We start from the raw sequence: 18,558 nt of genomic DNA, 5'->3' as shown, positions 1-18,558 counted from the left end.
GTTGAGAGCGTCCCCCCCGCAAAAGTTAGAATAGTTTTGTTTTCTCGGAGTTTAGGATCTTGGCTCAAGGATTGCGAGTAGGGGTTTTAGGGGCAACGGGTGCCGTTGGCACCGAAATCCTTGGCATTTTAGCGCAGCGATCGCTCCCCATCGCAGACTTACGCCTGCTGGCTTCACCGCGCTCGGCGGGGCAAACCCTGACCTTTGCTGGTACCCCCCTCCCAGTGCAAGCCGTGAGTGCTGAAACGCTGCAAGGGCTAGATTTGATTTTAGCCTCTGCCGGAGCTAGCGTCTCGCGGCAGTGGTTACCCATTGCTGTTCAGGCCGGGGCGATCGCCATCGATAACTCTAGTGCCTACCGCATGGAGGCCAATGTGCCCCTAGTGGTTCCAGAAGTGAATCCCCAAGACTTAAAAGATCATCAGGGGATTATTGCCAACCCCAACTGCACCACCATTCTGATGACAGTGGCGCTATGGCCGCTGCACCAAGTCCGACCCATTCGGCGAATTATTGCCGCAACGTACCAATCTGCCAGTGGTGCCGGTGCCAAAGCCATGCAAGAACTCAAAGACCAAGCCCTTGACATACTCAAAGGAAACCCTCCCCGCACAGCAGCGTTTCCCTATCCCTTGGCATTCAATCTCTTTCCCCATAACTCGCCTCTTAATGACCAAGGCTATTGTCAAGAAGAAATGAAAATGATCAATGAAACCCGCAAAATTTTCCATACCCCTGACCTGCGCTTGAGTGCCACCTGTGTGCGGGTGCCTGTTCTGCGCGCCCATTCTGAAGCACTCAATGTCGAATTTTTTGAGCCGTTTCCTCTAGCCGAGGCTCGGAATCTCCTGCAGCAGGCGGCGGGGGTAGCGTTTGTTGAGGATTGGGAGCGCAACTACTTCCCGATGCCCCTTGAGGCCACAGGTAAAGACCCCGTCTTTGTGGGACGACTCCGGCAAGACCTCTCAGAACCCAATGCCCTAGAGTTGTGGTTGTGTGGCGATCAAATTCGTAAAGGAGCAGCCCTGAATGCGGTGCAAATTGCTGAGTCCTTAATTGCACAGGGTTTAATTTAAGATCAATGGCTGATGTGAATCTCAAACGTCAACAGCACCCTCGCGAAGCCCTTGATCGGCTGGTGATTGAGCGGCTGCTTCAAGAAGACATGAGCGACTACAATTTGGCGGAGTTAGGCCGCCTGCTCATTCGCTACGAGGGGTTTCCTGGAGCCGAGGGCATTAAGACACAGCTAGCCAACATTCTGGAACGGTGGGGGTTGACAGAGACTGAGCTTTTTGAGCGCACCCGCGCCATCCATGCCAAAGGGGGAATCTATAAAGTTGGCAGTAACAAGCGGGAGGATTGGACCTAGACCCTCAGCTTAAGGACTATTGGGTTGTTAAAAAATCTTAAAGGCTAAAGTTGGTAGAAAAATCTTACAATCGGCGCTCAGGAAGAGCTAGAGGGCTTTCTGGAGCTGGCACAAAAATGATAGAGTACAAAAAATTCCCATTTAAACTGCTGTAAATCCTGTCCTCTTGAGAAGGGAGTATTCATCACTTTGGAGAGCCATAAAGAGAAAATTCTCGTCGTTGACGATGAAGCGAGTATTCGCCGCATCCTCGAAACCCGCCTATCCATGATTGGTTACACCGTGGTTACGGCGGCTGATGGCGAGGAAGCTCTAACCACATTTCGGCACGAACAGCCTGATTTAGTTGTGCTGGACGTGATGATGCCCAAGTTAGATGGCTATGGCGTGTGTCAGGAACTGCGTAAAGAGTCCGACGTGCCGATCATTATGCTCACGGCGTTGGGGGATGTGGCCGATCGCATCACGGGTCTGGAACTTGGGGCAGATGACTATGTGGTCAAGCCCTTTTCGCCCAAGGAACTAGAAGCGCGGATTCGCTCGGTTCTACGGCGCATTGAAAAGACCACCACCTCAGGTATTCCCAGTTCCGGTGTCATTCAGATTGGCAATATTCGCATCGATACCAATAAGCGGCAGGTGTATAAAGGGGATGAGCGCATTCGCCTAACGGGAATGGAGTTTATGCTTTTGGAACTGCTGGTGGGGCGTTCCGGGGAGCCATTTTCTCGGGGGGAAATTCTTGAGCAGGTATGGGGCTATACGCCGGAGCGGCACGTGGATACCCGGGTCGTAGATGTTCATATCTCCCGACTACGGGCTAAGCTAGAGGAAGATCCCAGTAATCCGGAGTTAATTCTCACGGCGCGGGGGACGGGGTATCTATTTCAGCGCATTATCGAACCCGGTGAAATGCTGAATAAAGCCCAGTAGTTCGTCCTAGTGCGATTCCCTCATCCAGAGGCGGGTACATCATGAAACGCGGCTGGCGATGGTCTGATGTCATTGGCTTAGCAGTGACACTGGTGGCACTCAGCAGTGTGGCCATTATGCAACGGCGATCCCTAGAGACCCTGCAAGACCCATCGGGGCAAGTGCTTACGGAGGCCGAATACCAGCGGCAAACTGCCCAGACCATTGCCCAGATGGAGGCCTTGGCGAAGCTACCGGCCTTGGGGTTTGATAATCTTGTGAGTGATTGGGCGTTCCTACAGTTTTTGCAATTTTTTGGTGACTCTGATGCCCGCCGTGTCACTGGCTATGATCAGGTGCCTGCCTTTTTTCGTGTGATTGTAGCGAAGGATCCGCGCTTTGTCCAAAGCTACCCTTACCTTTCAACGGCAATCACGGTCTATGCCAGTCAGCCCAAAACATCGGTAGAACTCATGGCGCAGGGCTTAACCCATCTCGACCCCCACTATCAACCGAGTGCGTACCTAGTGTGGGTGTTTCGGGCCATGGATGAGTTGCTCTTTTTAGGTCAGGGGCTGGCGGCGGCTCAATCCTACAATCGCGCGGCGGAGTGGGCAGAACTACAAACAGACCCGCACATTCGGGAGGCGGCGCCCTACTATCGATCGCTGGCGCAGACCCTCCGCAATGACCCTGATAGTCGCATGGCGCAAATTAACGCTTGGATTTGGGCGTTGGTGAATGCTGTGAGCGATCGCTCCCGCGAAACCGCCATTGAAAATATTGAACGCTTGGGGGGGGAGGTCTCTCGCCTTCCCGATGGCAGTTGGCAAATTCGCCACCCTGAAGATTTGCGGTAACGATCGTGGAGCGCACTATTGCCGAAATTAATGCCAAGATTCGCAGTGGCCATGCTATCGTCTGGACGTTGGCAGAACTCAAAGAACGCCTCGAGAGCCTTACTGTGGCCGAAGCCACCCAGCAGGTGGACGTCATTACAACGGGTACCTTTGAGCCAATGGAGTCCTCCGGTGCCATCATTAACCTTGGCCCGACGGATCCCCCCCTCAAACTGCGGCAGTGCTGGTTAGATGGCATTCCTGCCTACAGTGGCATTGGCGCCGTTGATCTCTATTTGGGAGCGGCGCAGTCTGTGGATCTGAATCCAGAGGGAGGGGAAGCGGATACCCTGCGGGAGCGCGGCGGCGGTCATGTCATTGCGGATTTGATTGCGGGCAAGGCTATCCCATTACGGGCGCTGGGGCACGTCACTGACTGCTATCCGCGCGCCAGTCTGGAAACCATGATTAGCAAGGACACGATTAACCAGTTTTACCTCTACAATCCACGCAATCTGTACCAGAACTTTATTGTTGGGGTCAATGGTGGCGATCGCCCCCTCTATACCTATTTAGGCCCGCTCCAGCCCCAGTTAGGCAATGCGGTTTATGCCAGTAGTGGTGCCCTCTCACCACTGTTAAATGATCCGTACCTGCGCTTAGTGGGCATTGGCACCCGGATTTTTCTTGGGGGTGGCATTGGCTACATTGCCTGGGAGGGAACCCAACACTTCCCTTTACAAAAACGCCTCGCAAACGACACGCCCATTGGCCCAGCGGCAACCCTTGCCCTCATTGGCGATGCCAAGCAGATGGACCCCTTTTGGGTGCGCGGCTGTTACTTCAAAAACTATGGTGCGTCCCTGATGTTAGGGGTGGGGATTCCCCTGCCAGTGCTGGATGAAGAGGTGATTGCTCGCTGCGCCATTCGCGATGAGGACGTGGTGGCGCCAATTATTGATTTTTCAATTCCGCGCCGGGTTCGTCCCACCTTTGGCGTAGTGAACTATGCGCAATTAAAGTCCGGCACTATCAAAATCGACGGGAAAACTGTGCGCACTGCCCCGCTCACCAGTCTTTACTTTGGCCAGCAGATTGCGGAGCGCCTCAAGGAATGGATTCTTAAGGGTGAGTTTACCCTTGCAGAAGCGGTGGCTCCCTTGCCGGGCGATCGCGCCTTTTTGCCCCAACAGTCATGGACCACGCCTAGCACTCGGGAATAATCCATCACCCATCGCGCTCAGCCAGGGTAACGGCCATCAAGCCGCCGAGCAGGGGATAGTGTCGAATGGCGTGAAACCCGGTCGCCTGAATCATGGCACAGAGGTCTGCCGGTTTGGGGAAGGCTTGGATACTTGGCCATAAATAGTCGTACTCAGTGCCAAAATCGTGGGCTTGGGCCGTTGGCACCACCCACTGCTGGAGATACCATGCTTGGAACTGCTCAAGCGCAGGGGACTCGGGGTGGCTGAACTCAAGAATGGCTATCTGTCCTTGGGGTTGCAGGAGCCGGTACATTTCCCGCAATGCCTGCGGAATACTAGCCACATTGCGTAAACCGTAGCCCATGGTAATGGCTGCAAAGGTGCGATCGCCATAGGGAACGGCAAGGGCATCGCCTTGAACCCATTGAATTTGTGGGTACCCTAGACTGCGTTGCTGGGCAATGGCCAAGGGTGCCGCCGCAAAGTCCAAGCCAATCACCTGCCCTTGGCGACCGACCCGCCGTGCCAGTAAGCGGGTCAAATCTCCAGTGCCACAGCACAGGTCTAGCGCCCTAGCTCCCGCTTCTAAGTGTAACCAATCCACCGCCATCTGTTTCCAGACGTGGTGCAAGCCAAAACTTAGGCGATCGTTGAGGCGATCGTACAGCGGGGCAATCCGCTCAAACAATGCCCGAACATCGGTCATCAGAACCTCCAACACCCCCCGCGTGAACAACAGAGGAGGATGTCATCATAAACTACCCCACCGCATCGATGGGGAATTCCGCAACACTCAGCTAACAATGATCCGTGGCTGCGCCGTTTATCATAAAAATTGTGTTCTCCCGACCCGTGGCCGTTCTTCCATCATCGCAACCGGAACCGCTCTATGGCTAGCCTGTTTGATCAAAATTTTCGCTACACCGATCGTGCCCGTGCCATCTTCAAAGAATTACAGCGCAATCTTCACATCGGGTATGGCTGGAAGCCCCGCACTGAAGTACGGGGAGGAAAGCTCCTTTAGCAACTTTAGTTGCCTTAGGTTATAATTGTACTGCGGACACCAGAAACGGTTGTTTAAGGCACTGGTAACGGTCGATTGGGGGTGTTGTAAACCACCCCAGAGGCTCGTGGTTGGCTTGCTAACTGCAGGGCTACTAAAAGCTCCCTGCTTTAGCTGGGAGTAGTTTACCCTATCTATATGGAGCTCCTAGAGGAAGGGTTTTCTCCCCGCGAAATCACAACCTTGGTCACCAGTGCCGCGGCTCAAACGGAACACGCTGCCATCTGCGAATGGGAAGAAGCCACCGTTTGCCCAAGCAGTACCATTGAATCTGAGACCTCCCATAACACTAGTGTCTAAGACAGCAGCGATTCTTGAGATTGAATCCCTCACGGTTCACTATGGGGGAATCTGTGCCCTGACAGAGGTCAGCCTCAGTATTGCCGAGGGGGAATGCATTACCCTAGTGGGCGCAAACGGTGCCGGTAAGACCACACTGCTGCGGGCTATTTCTAAGTTAGTCCCCCTCAGTCAAGGGGTGATTCGTTTTCAAGGACAGTCACTACAGCGGCGATCGCCCCATGAACTCGTCCGCCTAGGCATTGCCCACTGTCCTGAAGGACGGCAGATATTAGCACAACAGCGAGTTCGCGATAACCTTTTGCTGGGTGCCTATACCCGTCATGACCCCATCCAAGTGAAACAAGATCTCGAGCAACAACTCACACGCTTTCCACGCTTGCGGGATCGTCAGCACCAATTGGCGGGCACTCTCAGCGGTGGTGAGCAGCAAATGTTAGCCATTGCCCGCGCCCTGATGAGCCGGCCGCGCCTACTCTTGCTCGATGAACCTAGTTTAGGCCTAGCTCCCAATCTGGTGCAGGACATTTTTACGATTTTGGCAGAGCTGCGGCAGCAAGGTATCACAATACTTTTGGTAGAGCAAAATGCTCATCTTGCCCTGCAACTGGGCGATCGCGCCTATGTGCTTGAAGCTGGAAAAATTACCTTGAGTGGCACGAGCGCAGAACTGTTGCAGGATGAACGAGTGAAGCAAGCCTATCTCGGATAGTGATATGATTGATAAGCTGGACGTGTGGCTCAGTGGATAGAGCATCAGATTCCGGTTCTGAGGGTCGGGGGTTCGAATCCCTCCACGTCCGTAATGGAGACAAGCCATGAGTGAACAGATCACCGCTAGTGAAGCCAAGCAAATCATGGATATTCTCAAGGAATTGCACGGCGATATGAAAGCGGTCAAGTCTGAACTCCAGGCATTGACCATGGAAGTCAAAGTTAACCAGACGAAGAACGACGAGCAATTTAAGGCGCTCAATGAGAAGGTTGAGGAGTTACGGGATAGGCAGCGGGCGATCGATAACCGTCTGTGGAGTTTCATTGTGGCGTTAATTTTGTTGCTGGCCGCTGGGTTGGTGAAGCTCACACTGTTCGACAAGATATGACCTATGGGCTTCGGTGATAGCCACAATGTTGAGCGATGTGAAAAGAGGAATATCCTGAAGCAAGAGCAAGGAAGAATGATGGCGGCTAAAGGGATTAACTTAAGTAGCCAATGGAAGGCTAAGGCGGCGGCTATCTATGCCGCTACGTTTGTCAGTGGAGGCAAGTCATGAGTGAGCAGATCACAGCCAGTGAAGCCAAGCAAATCATGGATTTACTACAATCCATGGATAAGAAGCTAGATGTCCACATCGCTAGAACGGATGAGCAATTCAAGACGGTGAAGGCTGAAATTAAGGCGCTAGATGACAAGGTTGAGGCGTTCCGCTCTGAGCTGCGAGACAATGTTACCGAGCTACGTAGCCAACAGAAGACGACGGATGCAAGGTTATGGGCGTTCATTGTGGGGCTGGTCACTCTAGTGGGTGGTAGCGTGATTAAGGTGCTCTGGTTTGACCGTGCCTAAAAAGAGCCATCAACACGAAAGCAGCACAGATCACGGCGAATCCGGTGAATTAGCTGATACTGAGCTACTGTTCCAGACATCCTCTCAGTTTGCTGCACACAGTGCCAGACCCCGTTCACAGATTGTTTTGGCATACTCTGTCCAGCGACCACTGCCCCAGTAGCGAAAACAACTGGTTTGGGAGGTCAACAGATAAAGCAGCGCTTCTTGGTACTCCGCTGTTTGGGTGATCTGGGGATCTGCTGCAACTAACGGATCGTAGCGACGATGGAACTCACGACTAAGCTGCTCCATGGGTTGCAGCACGGTTTCGTAACCCTTGACCCAACTAATGTGGTTTGTCCACGATGTGCCTGCCATCGAAAAGTGGGGGTCAGTGGCACTCAGCTGGGCGATCGCTACCGCCACTGCCTCTGGTGTACAGGAGGTGCTATCGACGTATTGCCAGAGTTTGTGCTGCTGTACCGCTTGCACGCGCGGAAACTGCGCAGCAGTGATCCCCTTGGCGGCTAATAGGGCAAGGTATTCACTGCCGTTGAGTCCCACAACCCCTGCTGCTGCCTGTGCTTTTAGCTCGTGCCACACCGGCATAAAGTCGCGGGGATACTCATTCATCATCACACCGCCATTTTCACCATCTGCAATTTGGGTCACACAGGGCGGGGCGATCGCCCCAGACCAATAGGTCGCCAGATGCTTCGCCTCATGGTAGGGCTGCATCTGCGCCACCAGCTTCGTATCTGACCCTTGGGTTTTAATCAACACGGTGATCTCGCTAACCTCGCCCTGAGAATTCCGCGCCACTAGACGATTGGGTACGTATTTTGCCGTGGCACTCAGGGGTGAGCCATCCAACTGCTCAACACTGTGCTCCTGCACCAACAACCAACGATAGCCACAGCGTTTGAGGCATTCCACGAGTGTAAACAGGGTATCAGGGTGATTGGGCAAGTGCATTTCCGGCAGCGAAAATCCCTGTACCCGCTGCAGCGCCTCAACCCCAAATAAAGCCACAAACTGATGCTGCCAAGCACGCAGGTGTAACTCAATGTCAGGGATCGGAGTAGAGGGAATAACCGCGTGCCCCCAGCAGGTGCCAAGCCACTCCACGTAAGGCGCATAAGTCGCCTCTACCGTAATGCGGCGCAGAGCATCCAGCACCCCCTCCTGACCCATTTGCTGAAGTCCCCACAGTAAATTCCCGGAGTAGTCCAGCATAATGCGGGGCTGACAGCCCTCAGCCACAAGCTCTGGAATCCAGTCCCCCATACGTTGATAACACCAGAGGAAGGTTTGGGCGTTATGGTTATCCCCTTCGTGGGGGTGCTCCAGCATATACTGCAAGTGGCTGATTAAACGGCTATCATGTCCGGCGGGAATGGTTGGTTGATGCATGTGTAGGGCACAGGCGAAGCCCGCCCGAATGATACTGTAGTCCGATGGCACAAGGGGTTCGCTGGGTCGGAGGGCAGCCAGTTGCGCCTCCCAGCCACTCAGAATGGGTTGCCCCACTGGGGTAACCGCAGGCCATGGTAAAGAAAGATAGGGCATGACTTACGCTCGAAACACTTGGGCGGGGTCGAGACGCATCACCTTTTGCACAGCTAACAGTGATGCACTGACACACATCACCACCGTAGTACTAAAAACCGCGATCGCAAGCTGCGGCGTAATAATAATTTGAATAGCCCGTGCCTGCATGGTCCACATCCCTAGACCCAAACATAGCCCCAAGCCGGGCAAATAGCCAAGCACCGCCATCCACAATGCCTGCTCAATGATAATCCGGTATAGGTACCAGTCAGAAGCACCCATCGCCTTAAGGGTGCCATACTCCTGTAGGCGATCGCTCACAGAGGAGTACAGAATCTGACTCACAATCACCACACCCACAATCATCCCAACACCTGCCCCAAGCCCCAAAATAAAGCCAACACTGGTGCTGGCCAACCAATAGCGCCGAGTCAGCAGTTTCAGCTCCGCCGAACTGAGCACTGTATGGTTAGGTAAAGCTGCCTTGAGGCGCTGCTTCAGGTCAGCCAAGCTAGTCTCTGGAGACGCTTTGACCATCACGTAGGTAATGCGGCTGCTGGGTTCAATCAAGGGCAAAAAGGTAGGAGGCGGCTCCTTCTCATCAAAACGGGGAAAGTTCAGGTACAGGTTTGCTGTTTCTAACGATGTAAAAACATAAGGACTCGACACAATGGACTTAACCCCCCGCGTCCAGCCCAGCACCACCGCTGGATAGTTATTAATCTTAGCTGTTTGGTCTAGGGCAGTAATTGATAGGGCATCGAGGTCAATTTGATCCACCAGCACGGTGTAGGGCTTTTCTAATTCTGTTACCGAAGCGCCAGCTACCGTCCGCAACGGCAGTAATGAGCCTGTAGGTTCAAGACCGATGATCTGTACCGGATCAATATTAGCTGTTTCAGATCGCCGCCAAATGGCAGACTGCATCAGCAGAGGCTCCGCTGAGGCTACACCCTCCACCGATTTGGCATCAATGACCGTTTGATACTCAATGGGCAATGTTAAGCCAAAGTAGCGTAGCTCACTGGAGGCAATCCAAACATCTGCCTCGCTTTGGTTAATGAGCAGGGTTGCCGAACGGCCAAAGCCCTCCAGTAAGCCTGCTTGAATCGTGACTAGGCTGACCGCAAAGGTAATCCCCAGTTGAGCCACCAAAAAGCGGCTAAAGTCCTCTAACAGGTTTTTACGGGCAAGAGAAACCATTGCGCTATTATACTCTGTTTACTCTGTGGGGGGCACCTGTGTTTCCGCCTCCAGCCAACCCAGATAGGCAGATGAACCTGCAATGATAGGCAGGGCAATGATTTCTGGAACCTCGTAGGAGTGCCACTCCTGAAGGCGATCGCGCACCTGCGGAAACAGAGCATAGCGGGTTTTAATGAGCAATTGCCACTCCCTGTCCTGATGAACCTCTCCCTGCCAGCGATACATCGACTGAATAGGATAAATTTGTACACAGGCAGCGAGCCGAGCTTGCACCAGTTGCTGAGCTAACAGTGTTGCGTCCGCCTCTGTAGCAGTGGTTACAATGACAACACAGTACTGATAGATACTCGCCATAGCTCAACAACCGGCTCCTATCCGATACCCCCCAGCCCAACCTCTAATGGATATAGTAGTTGCCCGCAGGAATGTAAGGCGTTGGGTAAGCACACATAGGAGGCGATGGAGGATAGCCGGGATAACTCATACTTTGGATCATCACTGTTCCGGGCATACAGGCAACAGGCATCAAACCATTTTGTGCCATCACCTGATATGCTACTGGATTTCCTGTTTGCATGGTAGGAGGAAATACAGGAGGATAAACGGCGGGAGGGTATAAAATTGGTACTGGGGCAGTAGTAGTGTTAGGAACAACAATAAATAAACAACGTGCTCAACGCCTTACGGCATCAAAGGTAGAGGCACCCGCAGCGGCGATCGCCACCATCAGATCCCCCTCCCCTGTCGATAACCAATCTCTCAATTCCCAGGCCAACAAGACCGATAGCGCCTCATGTCGCATCAGTTGTGGATTGTCCATTGGTTTCTTGAACCCGCGAACCACCGCTTGAAAATGGTCATTGGCCTTACCCAAGTCATGAAGAAACGCCGCCAGCCGCGCCGTAGCCCGCAGGGTTGCAAAATCCTGAGATAGCCCAAACCGCTTGATTAATCCATCGCCCAATTCATCAAGTAAGGTCGTCACTGCAGGGCTACTAAAAGCTCCCTGCTTTAGCTGGGAGTAGTTTACTGCTTATTTCTCCTGAAGGCCATGGCTTATGGGGCTACTCTAAGAATGATCCTTGTTAACTCAGGACTGACTTGCGCCTCCCATGGTATGAATTTTAAGGAAATTTGTTCCTTGGGGAGTTTGGGCAGGGAGACCCGCCATGATCAAAATTTTCTCCCCTGTGGCGGCTATGCCACGTTCTTGGAGCTGGGCTTCGGCAGTGGCAATCATGCCTTCAAAGGTCAGGGGCAAGGTGTCAAGCAAAATCGGTTTGACCCCCCAGAGTAAGTTCATCCAGTGATAGACCCGTGGGCGATCGGTAAAGGCTACAATAATGCACTTAACGCGCTCACCAGAAGCAATTGTGGCGGTGTATCCGGTTTCCGTAAAGCAGGCGATCGCCTTCAACTCCAAAATATTATCAATCGTAGATAGCGCCTCACCTAGGGCATGGGTTTCATCATTGCGGTAGGCGGGCATATTTTCAAAATTTAACTGAGGTTCCACATCCGCAGCAATGCGCGCTAGCATCTGGACGGCGCGCACCGGAAACGCTCCCACGGCCGACTCCCCTGAGAGCATCACTGCATCGGTACCATCCAAAATGGCATTGGCAACATCACTGACTTCGGCACGGGTCGGACGGGGGTTGTGGATCATACTCTCCAGCATTTGCGTGGCAGTAATGACGGGAATAGAGCGGTAGTTACACTCACGGATAATTTGTTTTTGCAGCAGCGGTACTTTTTCCACCCGCATTTCCACCCCCAGATCACCGCGAGCCACCATAATGGCATCGGCAACCCCCAAAATCGCCGTTAGGTTTTCTACGGCTTGAGGCTTTTCAATTTTAGCCAAGATGGGCATATCACTGGCACCATGAGCCGCCAAGAATTCCCGCAATTCCCACAAATCTTCTGCACGGCGCACAAAACTAAGGGAAATAATATCTACCCCTTGGGCAATACCAAAGAGAATATCCTGCCGATCTTTTTCCGTTAGGGATGGCAACCGCAGGTTTAAGTCGGGTAAATTGACCCCTTTGCGACTTTTGAGGGTACCGCCCTGCACCACCCGACAGGTTACTACCTTTTCGGCAACGGCTTCCACCACTAATTCCATTAACCCATCATCGAGCAGCACCTGCATTCCGGGCTGAGCTTCTTCAGCAAGGTAGGGGTAGTCAATCCCAATGCCGCTGGTGCTCTCCGTTGCTTCTGCTAAGGGCAATAAATTAACCTGCGCCCCTTCCACCAGTTCAACAGAGCCGGATGGTAGCTGTCCGACCCGAATTTTGGGGCCTTGCAGATCTTGGAGCAGCGTTAGGGGGGTTGCCTGCTCATTCGCCACCTGCCGCAGTAGGGTAATAGTTTCGGCATGATCGCGATAATCGCCATGGGAGAAGTTCAGCCGCGCTACACTCATCCCCGCCGCGAGCAGTTGCGCGATGATGTCGCGGGAGCGGCTGGCAGGTCCGATGGTGGCGACAATTTTTGTCCGACGAAAGGAGAAGGTCATGGAAGCAACCTGCAAAACTTACTACTCACTATAGGGGGAGACCTTTAGCCCGCAGGGTAACCTAGACTGCACCTTGCCTTAAATTTTTGCTAAACATCCGCGACCAGATTTTCAACAGCCGCAGCCTCTCTTAACTGTGGTAATTTGAGCTCATCTTCACTGAGTCATCTATCGCAACACATGGTTGGCTATCTAATTTCCTTGGGTATCTTTACCGCAACCTTTGCCCTCTTTAGTTTGGGCTTAAATTTACAGTGGGGCTACACAGGGCTGATTAACTTTGGCCATGTGGGGTTTTTGGCCTTAGGCTCCTACACCACGATTTTGCTGGGGATTGCTGGGGTGCCGATGCTCTTTGCGGTTCTAGCAGGTGTGATTCTGGCAATGGGGCTGGGGTTTGTGATGGGGATTGCTACCCTGCGCCTACGGGAGGATTATTTGGCCATTGTCACAATTGGGATGGCGGAAATTGTCCGTCTGGTTGCCCTGAATGAAGATTGGCTGACCCGGGGTGGGCGGGGGGTCTATGGCTTTCCGTTACCTTTGGCACAGTTTGAGCCGAATCTGCCGACTAAGCTGGGGATGATTGCCATTTTCTGGGGGTAGTGGTGGCCGCAGCAGTGCAGTGGTGGCAGTGGTTAGAGCGCCAGTACAGTCGGGGGCGATCGCTCCCCCCTTGGGGACTACCTGCCTACGCTGCTCTACTGGTTGCGGGGTCTGTGGGGTTGTGGCTGACCCTTGAACCACTGAGTTTAGGGCGTGGCCTTGCTATAGCACCGTTGGTGGTCACCCTGATCACCCTTGGCGGGGCGATCGCGCTGTTGGGTAGTCAATGGCGTGGGGTTCCAATCGTGCCCATAGGCTTAAATACCTTAGCGGCAGCGCTGGTGGGACTGGTGGTGCAAGCCTTAACCGTTGGCCTGTGGGATTTTAGCTATCGGGCTGGCCTGCTGTGGTTGTTAGTGTTGGTGCTAGCGATTGTGGTGTGGCAATTGGAGCGCTGGATCCATTCTCCGTGGGGACGAGTGCTCAAAGCCATTCGTGAAGATGAAGAGGTGGCCAAGGCGCTGGGTAAAAACGTGTTTGCGTATAAAATGCAGTCCTTGATGCTGGGAGGGGCGATCGCGGCAGTAGCGGGGTCATTTTATGCGTGGCAACTGACCTTTGTGAACCCCGATGGCTTTGTTTCCCTCATTACTTTTCAGGCATGGACTATTGTGGTGCTCGGCGGTGCTGGCAATAATATGGGTACCCTCTTAGGTGCCACTCTGTTTTGGGCCTATACTGCCTTAACACGCTTTATTCCCCTAGATGGGGGTCGCCTCGAAGCCTTGCGGATGATGCTCATTGGTGTGCTCTTGATCCTCTTGATGATGTGGCGACCACAGGGTATTTTGGGCAAAAAGGAGGAACTCAGCCTTGGTCGATGAACCATCCATTGCACCTGTTTCCAGTGGAGTCACTCAGTCACCTGACCCCAACCTGCTGGTGGCAACGGGATTGTGCAAGTGCTTTGGAGGCATTCATGCCGTCGATCATGCCGAAATTTCAGTGGCTCGCAATAGTATCACGGGTCTGATTGGTCCCAACGGCGCAGGCAAAACAACGCTCTTTAACCTGCTTTGCAATTTTATTCCCCCCGATCAAGGCCGGGTGATCTTTGACGGTGAACCCATTAGCCATTTACCCCCCCACCAAGTGGCGCTGCAGGGGCTACTGCGCACCTTTCAGGTACCGCGGGTACTGTCCCGGCTGTCGGTTCTAGAAAATATGCTCTTGGCGGCTCCCCGGCAAACCGGTGAACAATTCTGGAATAGTTGGCTCAAGCCCCTGCGCATTCGCCAAGAAGAACAAGAGTTACGGCAGCGTGCTTGGCATCTTTTAGAGTCTGTTGGACTAGCAGCTAAAGCCAATGACTATGCCGGTGCCCTTTCCGGTGGTCAGCGCAAACTCTTGGAAATGGCACGGGTGATGATGCATCGCCCGCGGCTTGTTCTGTTGGACGAGCCAGCGGCTGGTGTTAACCCTACCCTCATTAATCAAATCTGTGAGTATATTCTTCAGTGGAATCAACAGGATGGTGTCACCTTCCTGATTATTGAGCACAATATGGATGTCATAATGTCTTTGTGTCATCACATCTGGGTATTGGCAGAAGGTAAAAACCTTGCGAATGGCTCTCCCAGTGAGATTCAAACGAATCCTGATGTCTTGAGAGCGTACCTAGGACAGTGATTTGGCATCAGGAGCAAAAAGATGGCACATCGCAAAAGCCTCATAGCGGTTGGCTGGACTGTTGCTACGTTTGTTGTGGCTTTATTTGCGGTGCCTGTGTACTATCAACCTACCCGCATCTGTGGGATGCCCTATGGCTTACTTGAGGTTTTTGGCAGTGTCCTTGTAGGCGCACTAGCAGTTTGTGGCTTTCTATACTGCCCTTTACGCCCCCTCTGGGCGAAAATTGTTACGTTTCTGCTGGCGGTTCTTGTCCTAGTTCAAGCGCTGCACCCAGTGCTTGGGTTTGTCGTCTGCTTGTCCCGATCGTCTTGATCACAGTGGCAGTGAGTCGCCCCTTCAGAGGCGGTAAAATACATACATGAGAATTACGCTGATTTAGCTGATTTATAAGTAGCTAGCAGCAGCGTAAGCTCTGTCGGGAGGTCTGTCATGCTAGTGATCCTGACCCAGAATCATATTCTACCGTCACAGTCTGTTTGCCAGTCCTGTCTCCTTGCCGATCGCCATGGTCAACCTCGCTGGAAAGAAGGTCAATTGCGGTGCGGTGCCCCTGTGTATGGTTCCTCAGAGCGGGGGTGTCAGCAGTTTCGCTGTCAGATGGGGTTTCATCTAGTTCAAGTGTCGGATTTGCCCGCTACCCTAGAACAAGACACCTAATCATTGTGAGGGCTACATTGTGACTTGGCGTGCCACAACAACGATCCCCGATCGCATCTTTGCTTGCTTGGCCTACCTCTTGCCCCTGTTTTACGTTATGCCGTTGGGGGGGTTCCTCTTTGAGATGTTTCCGCCGCTGCAAGCTTTATTTATCGTGGTGTTGCCTGTTGCCCTACTGTACTCCATTCCGTTTGCGGGGTTAATTGTATTTATGCTGCTGTACCTGCTGGTGGTTCGCAATTCCCGCATTAGTCTATTTATTCGCTACAACACGATGCAGGCAATGCTGATGGGGATTGCCCTGTTTATCGCGCAATTGGTGCTACAGCTTTTGACCCGCGTTGCCAGCTTTGAACTGCTGATGAAGGTATTGTTTAACTTTATTTTCATTGCAACAGTGGCAGGGGTTATCTTTGCCGTTGTCCAGTCTATTCGCGGCATTTATGCGGAAATTCCGACCCTCTCTGATGCTACAAAAAGTCAGGTTTTTTAGCGCTGAGGGTCGGTAGCAGCGCATCCACAAGGCGCTCAGGATACACCCCTAAGGTGGTCCACTGCTTGGCTGCTGCAAGTCCTGCTTGGGCATGCCACCATACGCCCCCAAGGGTTGAGTGCAGCAGCTCCTGTTGTGCCAAGAGACCACCAATGAGGCCAGTGAGGACATCGCCACTGCCGCCACGGGCAAGGGCAGGGGTACTGGCGGGATTGATCCACAGGTTGCCAGCAGGGGTGGCGATCGCGGTGCGTGCACCTTTGAGGACTACAAGACAATTGCTGTGAGCGGCTGCCGCTTGTACTTGCTCAAGGCGATCGCCCTCGGCACTTAGGTCGGGAAAGAGCCGCCGAAATTCCCCTAGGTGAGGGGTCAACACCAGCGGTGCGGCCAAGGGCCACGGGGAGAGGGCGGCTAAAATGTTCAAACCATCGGCATCCAGTACTGTGGGTATCCCCGCCGCTAACACCTGTTCGATAACGGTTGTGGCGGCAGTGGTTAAGCCCGGCCCACAGGCGATCGCCTGAACGCGTTGTAAATCTAAATCTGCTGGCAAGTGGGCGATCGCGCCTGTGTTGGTTTCTGGGCAGCCCACCACAATGGCATCGGGTACCCGCGCAAGCACCAAGGGTTTTAAGGAGTTGGGCACTGCCACCACCAGCATCCCCACCCCCGTACAGCGCGCTGCTAAGGCACTGAGGAGAATACTGCCACCAAAGCGCGCCGAGCCGCCAATGAGTAACAGTTGCCCCTGCCGATACTTATGGGTTATGGGGGATCTGGCGAGGGGTAACAGCTGCCAGCACTGAGAATCGAGGCAATAGCGCCGCGGCATCGTTCCTAGGACGTTATCAATGACGGTTGCAGGAATGTCAAAGGCAAGGAGTTCGGCCTCCCCCACCCACGGCAGCGCCTCATCCATCAGAAGTCCCCGCTTCCACAGGCCTAGACAGAGGGTGCGAGTGGCTTGAATGGCTGTCCCCAACACTGCCCCGCGATCGCTACACAGGCCAGAGGGCACATCGATGCTCAGCCGCGGCACACACCACTGATTCACCTGAGCAAAGGCAGCCCCTAGCTCATGACTGACAGACCGCTCTAGCCCAAAGCCAAACACCCCATCCACAATTAGGTTGGCCGTTGCTAGCTCAGCTACCTCGCTAGTGAAGGGAATGCCAAGAAAACGGGCATACTTGGCGTGATCCGCCGTTAGGGGTTTCAGGCGGCTAAAGGGTTGCCACACCGTTACAGTGTAGCCCCGGTGCCACAACTCCCGCGCCACAACCAACGCATCACCCCCATTGTGCCCAGGACCGGCCAGCACCCCCACCTTGGGATGGGTGGTGACCGGATAGAGGCAGCATAGACGATCGCTGAGGCGCTGCCCCACCTTTTCCATGAGAGCCGCGATCGGTAAGCCAGCCGCAAACATCGCTGCCTCGATCGCCTGCATTTCTGAGGTAGTGACGATGCTAGGAAAGGGTTGACTAACCATTAGACGCGCACCGACTGCCAATACTGACCAAGGGGTACGGCATGATGGGCACCGGTGACCTGCGGCACATTCCCCGGAATCCCCAACTGTTGCCAGTAGGCCAACACCGCAAAGGCGATCGCCTCTTTGGCATCCACAGGTACCCCCACCACTGCCGTGGTTTCTACTGGAATTTCCCCCAGATGTAGCCGTAGGCGTTCCTGCAAAAAGCCATTATGGGCACCGCCACCACACAATAAGACCCGATCCGGTCGCCGGGGTAAAAAGCGCTCATAGCTCTGGGCAATACTGCGGGCGGTAAACTCCGTGAGGGTGGCTAACACATCAGCTGGTTTAAGGCCTAGGGCAGTGGCTTGCTCTAAACACTGCTGCCAAAATAGCCAGCCAAAGAGTTCCCGGCCAGTGGATTTAGGGGGCGGTGCACTAAAAAAGGGATGGCTCAGCCATTGCACCACTAACGCCTCACACACGTGCCCTTGCCGTGCCCAGTGCCCATCCGCATCGTAGCGCTGTTGTCCAGCAGAAAAATAACTCACCGCCAGATCAAGGAGGACGTTGCCAGGGCCAGTATCCCACCCCAGCACGTGATTGCCGCTTTGATCCTGTTGCTGGGGGAGGAGGTAGGCCACATTGCCAATGCCGCCAATATTTTGAATACAGCGATACTCTTGGGGGTGCCCCAGCAGACACCAATCCACCCGCGGCACGAGGGGTGCCCCCTGCCCCCCTAGGGCAATATCCTGGGCACGAAAGTTCGAAACGGTGGGAATGCCAGTGCGATGGGCAATCAGTTCACCGCGCCCCAACTGCACACTGTGACCGAGGCGATCGCCCGTGGGGGGACGATGGAACACCGTTTGACCATGGGAGCCAATCAGTTGCGCTGGCGGGTAGCCCGTCTGGACGGTTAACGCGGCGGTAGCAAAGGCAGTAGCAATGGCATCGTCTAGTTCCGACCACGCCGCCATAGTAAGCGGCTCTGCGGCACAGACTGCTAAAATCTGCTGCCGTAACTCCGGCGGGTAGGGAACTGTGCAAAAATTTAGCACCTGCACCCGCAAGTCCAGTTCCCGCCCCTGCAACTCCACCAACACCGCATCAATGCCATCCACCGATGTGCCGCTGATCAGGCCAATGACCCGCATGGCACC

Annotated in this window: 22 protein-coding genes, 1 tRNA gene and 1 pseudogene; 16 read left to right on the top strand and 8 right to left on the bottom strand. The window is 53.9% G+C overall.

The genetic code is table 11. The annotated features are described in order from the left end of the window. Nucleotides 1–59 precede the first annotated feature (59 nt). From BRW62_RS12410 to BRW62_RS12390, 5 genes are all read left to right on the top strand, one after another. Complete coding sequence (locus BRW62_RS12410; protein WP_198406054.1) at nucleotides 60–1,076, top strand: aspartate-semialdehyde dehydrogenase; 1,017 nt, start codon at nucleotides 60–62, stop codon at nucleotides 1,074–1,076. A gap of 5 nt (nucleotides 1,077–1,081) precedes the next feature. Further along, nucleotides 1,082–1,372, top strand: a complete 291-nt coding sequence (locus BRW62_RS12405; protein WP_099799668.1) for a DUF3288 family protein — start codon at nucleotides 1,082–1,084, stop codon at nucleotides 1,370–1,372. Nucleotides 1,373–1,561: 189 nt separating this feature from the next. Beyond that, complete coding sequence (rpaB, locus tag BRW62_RS12400) at nucleotides 1,562–2,305, top strand: response regulator transcription factor RpaB (protein WP_198406053.1); 744 nt, start codon at nucleotides 1,562–1,564, stop codon at nucleotides 2,303–2,305. A 41-nt stretch (nucleotides 2,306–2,346) separates the two neighbouring features. After that, nucleotides 2,347–3,144 (top strand): hypothetical protein, encoded by a 798-nt coding sequence (locus BRW62_RS12395; protein WP_198406052.1) that lies wholly within the window; start codon nucleotides 2,347–2,349, stop codon nucleotides 3,142–3,144. 5 nt (nucleotides 3,145–3,149) lie between these two features. Beyond that, nucleotides 3,150–4,346 (top strand): homocysteine biosynthesis protein, encoded by a 1,197-nt coding sequence (locus BRW62_RS12390; protein WP_099799665.1) that lies wholly within the window; start codon nucleotides 3,150–3,152, stop codon nucleotides 4,344–4,346. A 4-nt stretch (nucleotides 4,347–4,350) separates the two neighbouring features. On the opposite strand, the gene ubiE is transcribed toward BRW62_RS12390, so the two are convergent. Then, the gene (gene ubiE, locus BRW62_RS12385) at nucleotides 4,351–5,034 is read right to left on the bottom strand and encodes a bifunctional demethylmenaquinone methyltransferase/2-methoxy-6-polyprenyl-1,4-benzoquinol methylase UbiE (RefSeq protein WP_099799664.1); all 684 of its coding nucleotides are present in this window, start codon (nucleotides 5,032–5,034) and stop codon (nucleotides 4,351–4,353) included. 183 nt (nucleotides 5,035–5,217) lie between these two features. Here ubiE and BRW62_RS14760 point away from each other — a divergent pair, with 183 nt between their 5' ends. From BRW62_RS14760 to BRW62_RS12355, 6 genes are all read left to right on the top strand, one after another. Further along, entirely contained in the window at nucleotides 5,218–5,352 is a 135-nt protein-coding gene (locus tag BRW62_RS14760) for a hypothetical protein (RefSeq protein ID WP_257790485.1), read from the top strand. A 177-nt stretch (nucleotides 5,353–5,529) separates the two neighbouring features. Continuing rightward, a complete protein-coding gene (locus BRW62_RS12375) occupies nucleotides 5,530–5,691 on the top strand; it encodes a hypothetical protein (protein ID WP_157768374.1) in 162 nt (53 codons plus the stop codon). Continuing rightward, the gene (locus tag BRW62_RS12370) at nucleotides 5,684–6,403 is read left to right on the top strand and encodes an ABC transporter ATP-binding protein (RefSeq protein ID WP_099799663.1); all 720 of its coding nucleotides are present in this window, start codon (nucleotides 5,684–5,686) and stop codon (nucleotides 6,401–6,403) included. The genes BRW62_RS12375 and BRW62_RS12370 overlap by 8 nt, the downstream gene beginning before the upstream one ends. Before the next feature lie 18 nt (nucleotides 6,404–6,421). Further along, nucleotides 6,422–6,494 (top strand) — tRNA-Arg (locus BRW62_RS12365). 15 nt (nucleotides 6,495–6,509) lie between these two features. Continuing rightward, nucleotides 6,510–6,794, top strand: a complete 285-nt coding sequence (locus tag BRW62_RS12360; RefSeq protein WP_099799662.1) for a hemagglutinin — start codon at nucleotides 6,510–6,512, stop codon at nucleotides 6,792–6,794. A 167-nt stretch (nucleotides 6,795–6,961) separates the two neighbouring features. Next, nucleotides 6,962–7,258: a hemagglutinin gene (locus tag BRW62_RS12355; protein ID WP_099799661.1), complete on the top strand. Its 297-nt coding sequence runs from the start codon at nucleotides 6,962–6,964 to the stop codon at nucleotides 7,256–7,258. 84 nt (nucleotides 7,259–7,342) lie between these two features. On the opposite strand, the gene BRW62_RS12350 is transcribed toward BRW62_RS12355, so the two are convergent. From BRW62_RS12350 to pyk, 5 genes are all read right to left on the bottom strand, one after another. Next, the gene (locus BRW62_RS12350) at nucleotides 7,343–8,809 is read right to left on the bottom strand and encodes a polysaccharide deacetylase family protein (protein ID WP_099799660.1); all 1,467 of its coding nucleotides are present in this window, start codon (nucleotides 8,807–8,809) and stop codon (nucleotides 7,343–7,345) included. 3 nt (nucleotides 8,810–8,812) lie between these two features. Further along, complete coding sequence (locus BRW62_RS12345; RefSeq protein ID WP_099799659.1) at nucleotides 8,813–9,994, bottom strand: FtsX-like permease family protein; 1,182 nt, start codon at nucleotides 9,992–9,994, stop codon at nucleotides 8,813–8,815. Between the two features lie 18 nt (nucleotides 9,995–10,012). Continuing rightward, nucleotides 10,013–10,351, bottom strand: a complete 339-nt coding sequence (gene cutA, locus BRW62_RS12340; protein ID WP_099799658.1) for a divalent-cation tolerance protein CutA — start codon at nucleotides 10,349–10,351, stop codon at nucleotides 10,013–10,015. A 319-nt stretch (nucleotides 10,352–10,670) separates the two neighbouring features. Then, entirely contained in the window at nucleotides 10,671–10,982 is a 312-nt protein-coding gene (locus tag BRW62_RS12335; RefSeq protein ID WP_198406051.1) for a CRISPR-associated endonuclease Cas3'', read from the bottom strand. 105 nt (nucleotides 10,983–11,087) lie between these two features. Next, nucleotides 11,088–12,524, bottom strand: a complete 1,437-nt coding sequence (gene pyk, locus BRW62_RS12330) for a pyruvate kinase (protein WP_099799657.1) — start codon at nucleotides 12,522–12,524, stop codon at nucleotides 11,088–11,090. 180 nt (nucleotides 12,525–12,704) lie between these two features. Between pyk and BRW62_RS12325 the strand changes: the two are divergent. From BRW62_RS12325 to BRW62_RS12305, 5 genes and pseudogenes are all read left to right on the top strand, one after another. Further along, nucleotides 12,705–13,954: pseudogene (locus BRW62_RS12325) on the top strand (branched-chain amino acid ABC transporter permease). After that, complete coding sequence (locus tag BRW62_RS12320) at nucleotides 13,944–14,759, top strand: ABC transporter ATP-binding protein (RefSeq protein WP_227517424.1); 816 nt, start codon at nucleotides 13,944–13,946, stop codon at nucleotides 14,757–14,759. The pseudogene BRW62_RS12325 and the gene BRW62_RS12320 overlap by 11 nt, the downstream one beginning before the upstream one ends. A 21-nt stretch (nucleotides 14,760–14,780) precedes the next feature. Then, complete coding sequence (locus BRW62_RS12315) at nucleotides 14,781–15,074, top strand: hypothetical protein (RefSeq protein ID WP_099799656.1); 294 nt, start codon at nucleotides 14,781–14,783, stop codon at nucleotides 15,072–15,074. 117 nt (nucleotides 15,075–15,191) lie between these two features. Then, nucleotides 15,192–15,419, top strand: coding sequence for a hypothetical protein (locus BRW62_RS12310; RefSeq protein ID WP_099799655.1), 228 nt, complete (start codon nucleotides 15,192–15,194; stop codon nucleotides 15,417–15,419). 19 nt (nucleotides 15,420–15,438) lie between these two features. Further along, a complete protein-coding gene (locus tag BRW62_RS12305; protein WP_099799654.1) occupies nucleotides 15,439–15,912 on the top strand; it encodes a Tic20 family protein in 474 nt (157 codons plus the stop codon). Here the strand turns inward: BRW62_RS12305 and BRW62_RS12300 are convergent. Both BRW62_RS12300 and BRW62_RS12295 read right to left on the bottom strand, forming a co-directional pair. Next, on the bottom strand, nucleotides 15,890–17,407 hold the full coding sequence (locus BRW62_RS12300) for an NAD(P)H-hydrate dehydratase (protein ID WP_099799653.1): 1,518 nt from the start codon (nucleotides 17,405–17,407) through the stop codon (nucleotides 15,890–15,892). The two genes, BRW62_RS12305 and BRW62_RS12300, sit on opposite strands and share 23 nt — an antisense overlap. Next, complete coding sequence (locus BRW62_RS12295; protein ID WP_099799652.1) at nucleotides 17,407–18,552, bottom strand: anhydro-N-acetylmuramic acid kinase; 1,146 nt, start codon at nucleotides 18,550–18,552, stop codon at nucleotides 17,407–17,409. Before BRW62_RS12295 ends, BRW62_RS12300 begins: the two co-directional genes overlap by 1 nt. Nucleotides 18,553–18,558 lie beyond the last annotated feature (6 nt).

This window comes from Thermostichus lividus PCC 6715 (genome assembly GCF_002754935.1).
GTDB lineage: Bacteria > Cyanobacteriota > Cyanobacteriia > Thermosynechococcales > Thermosynechococcaceae > Thermosynechococcus > Thermosynechococcus lividus.
This window is presented reverse-complemented; position numbering and strand designations above follow the sequence as displayed.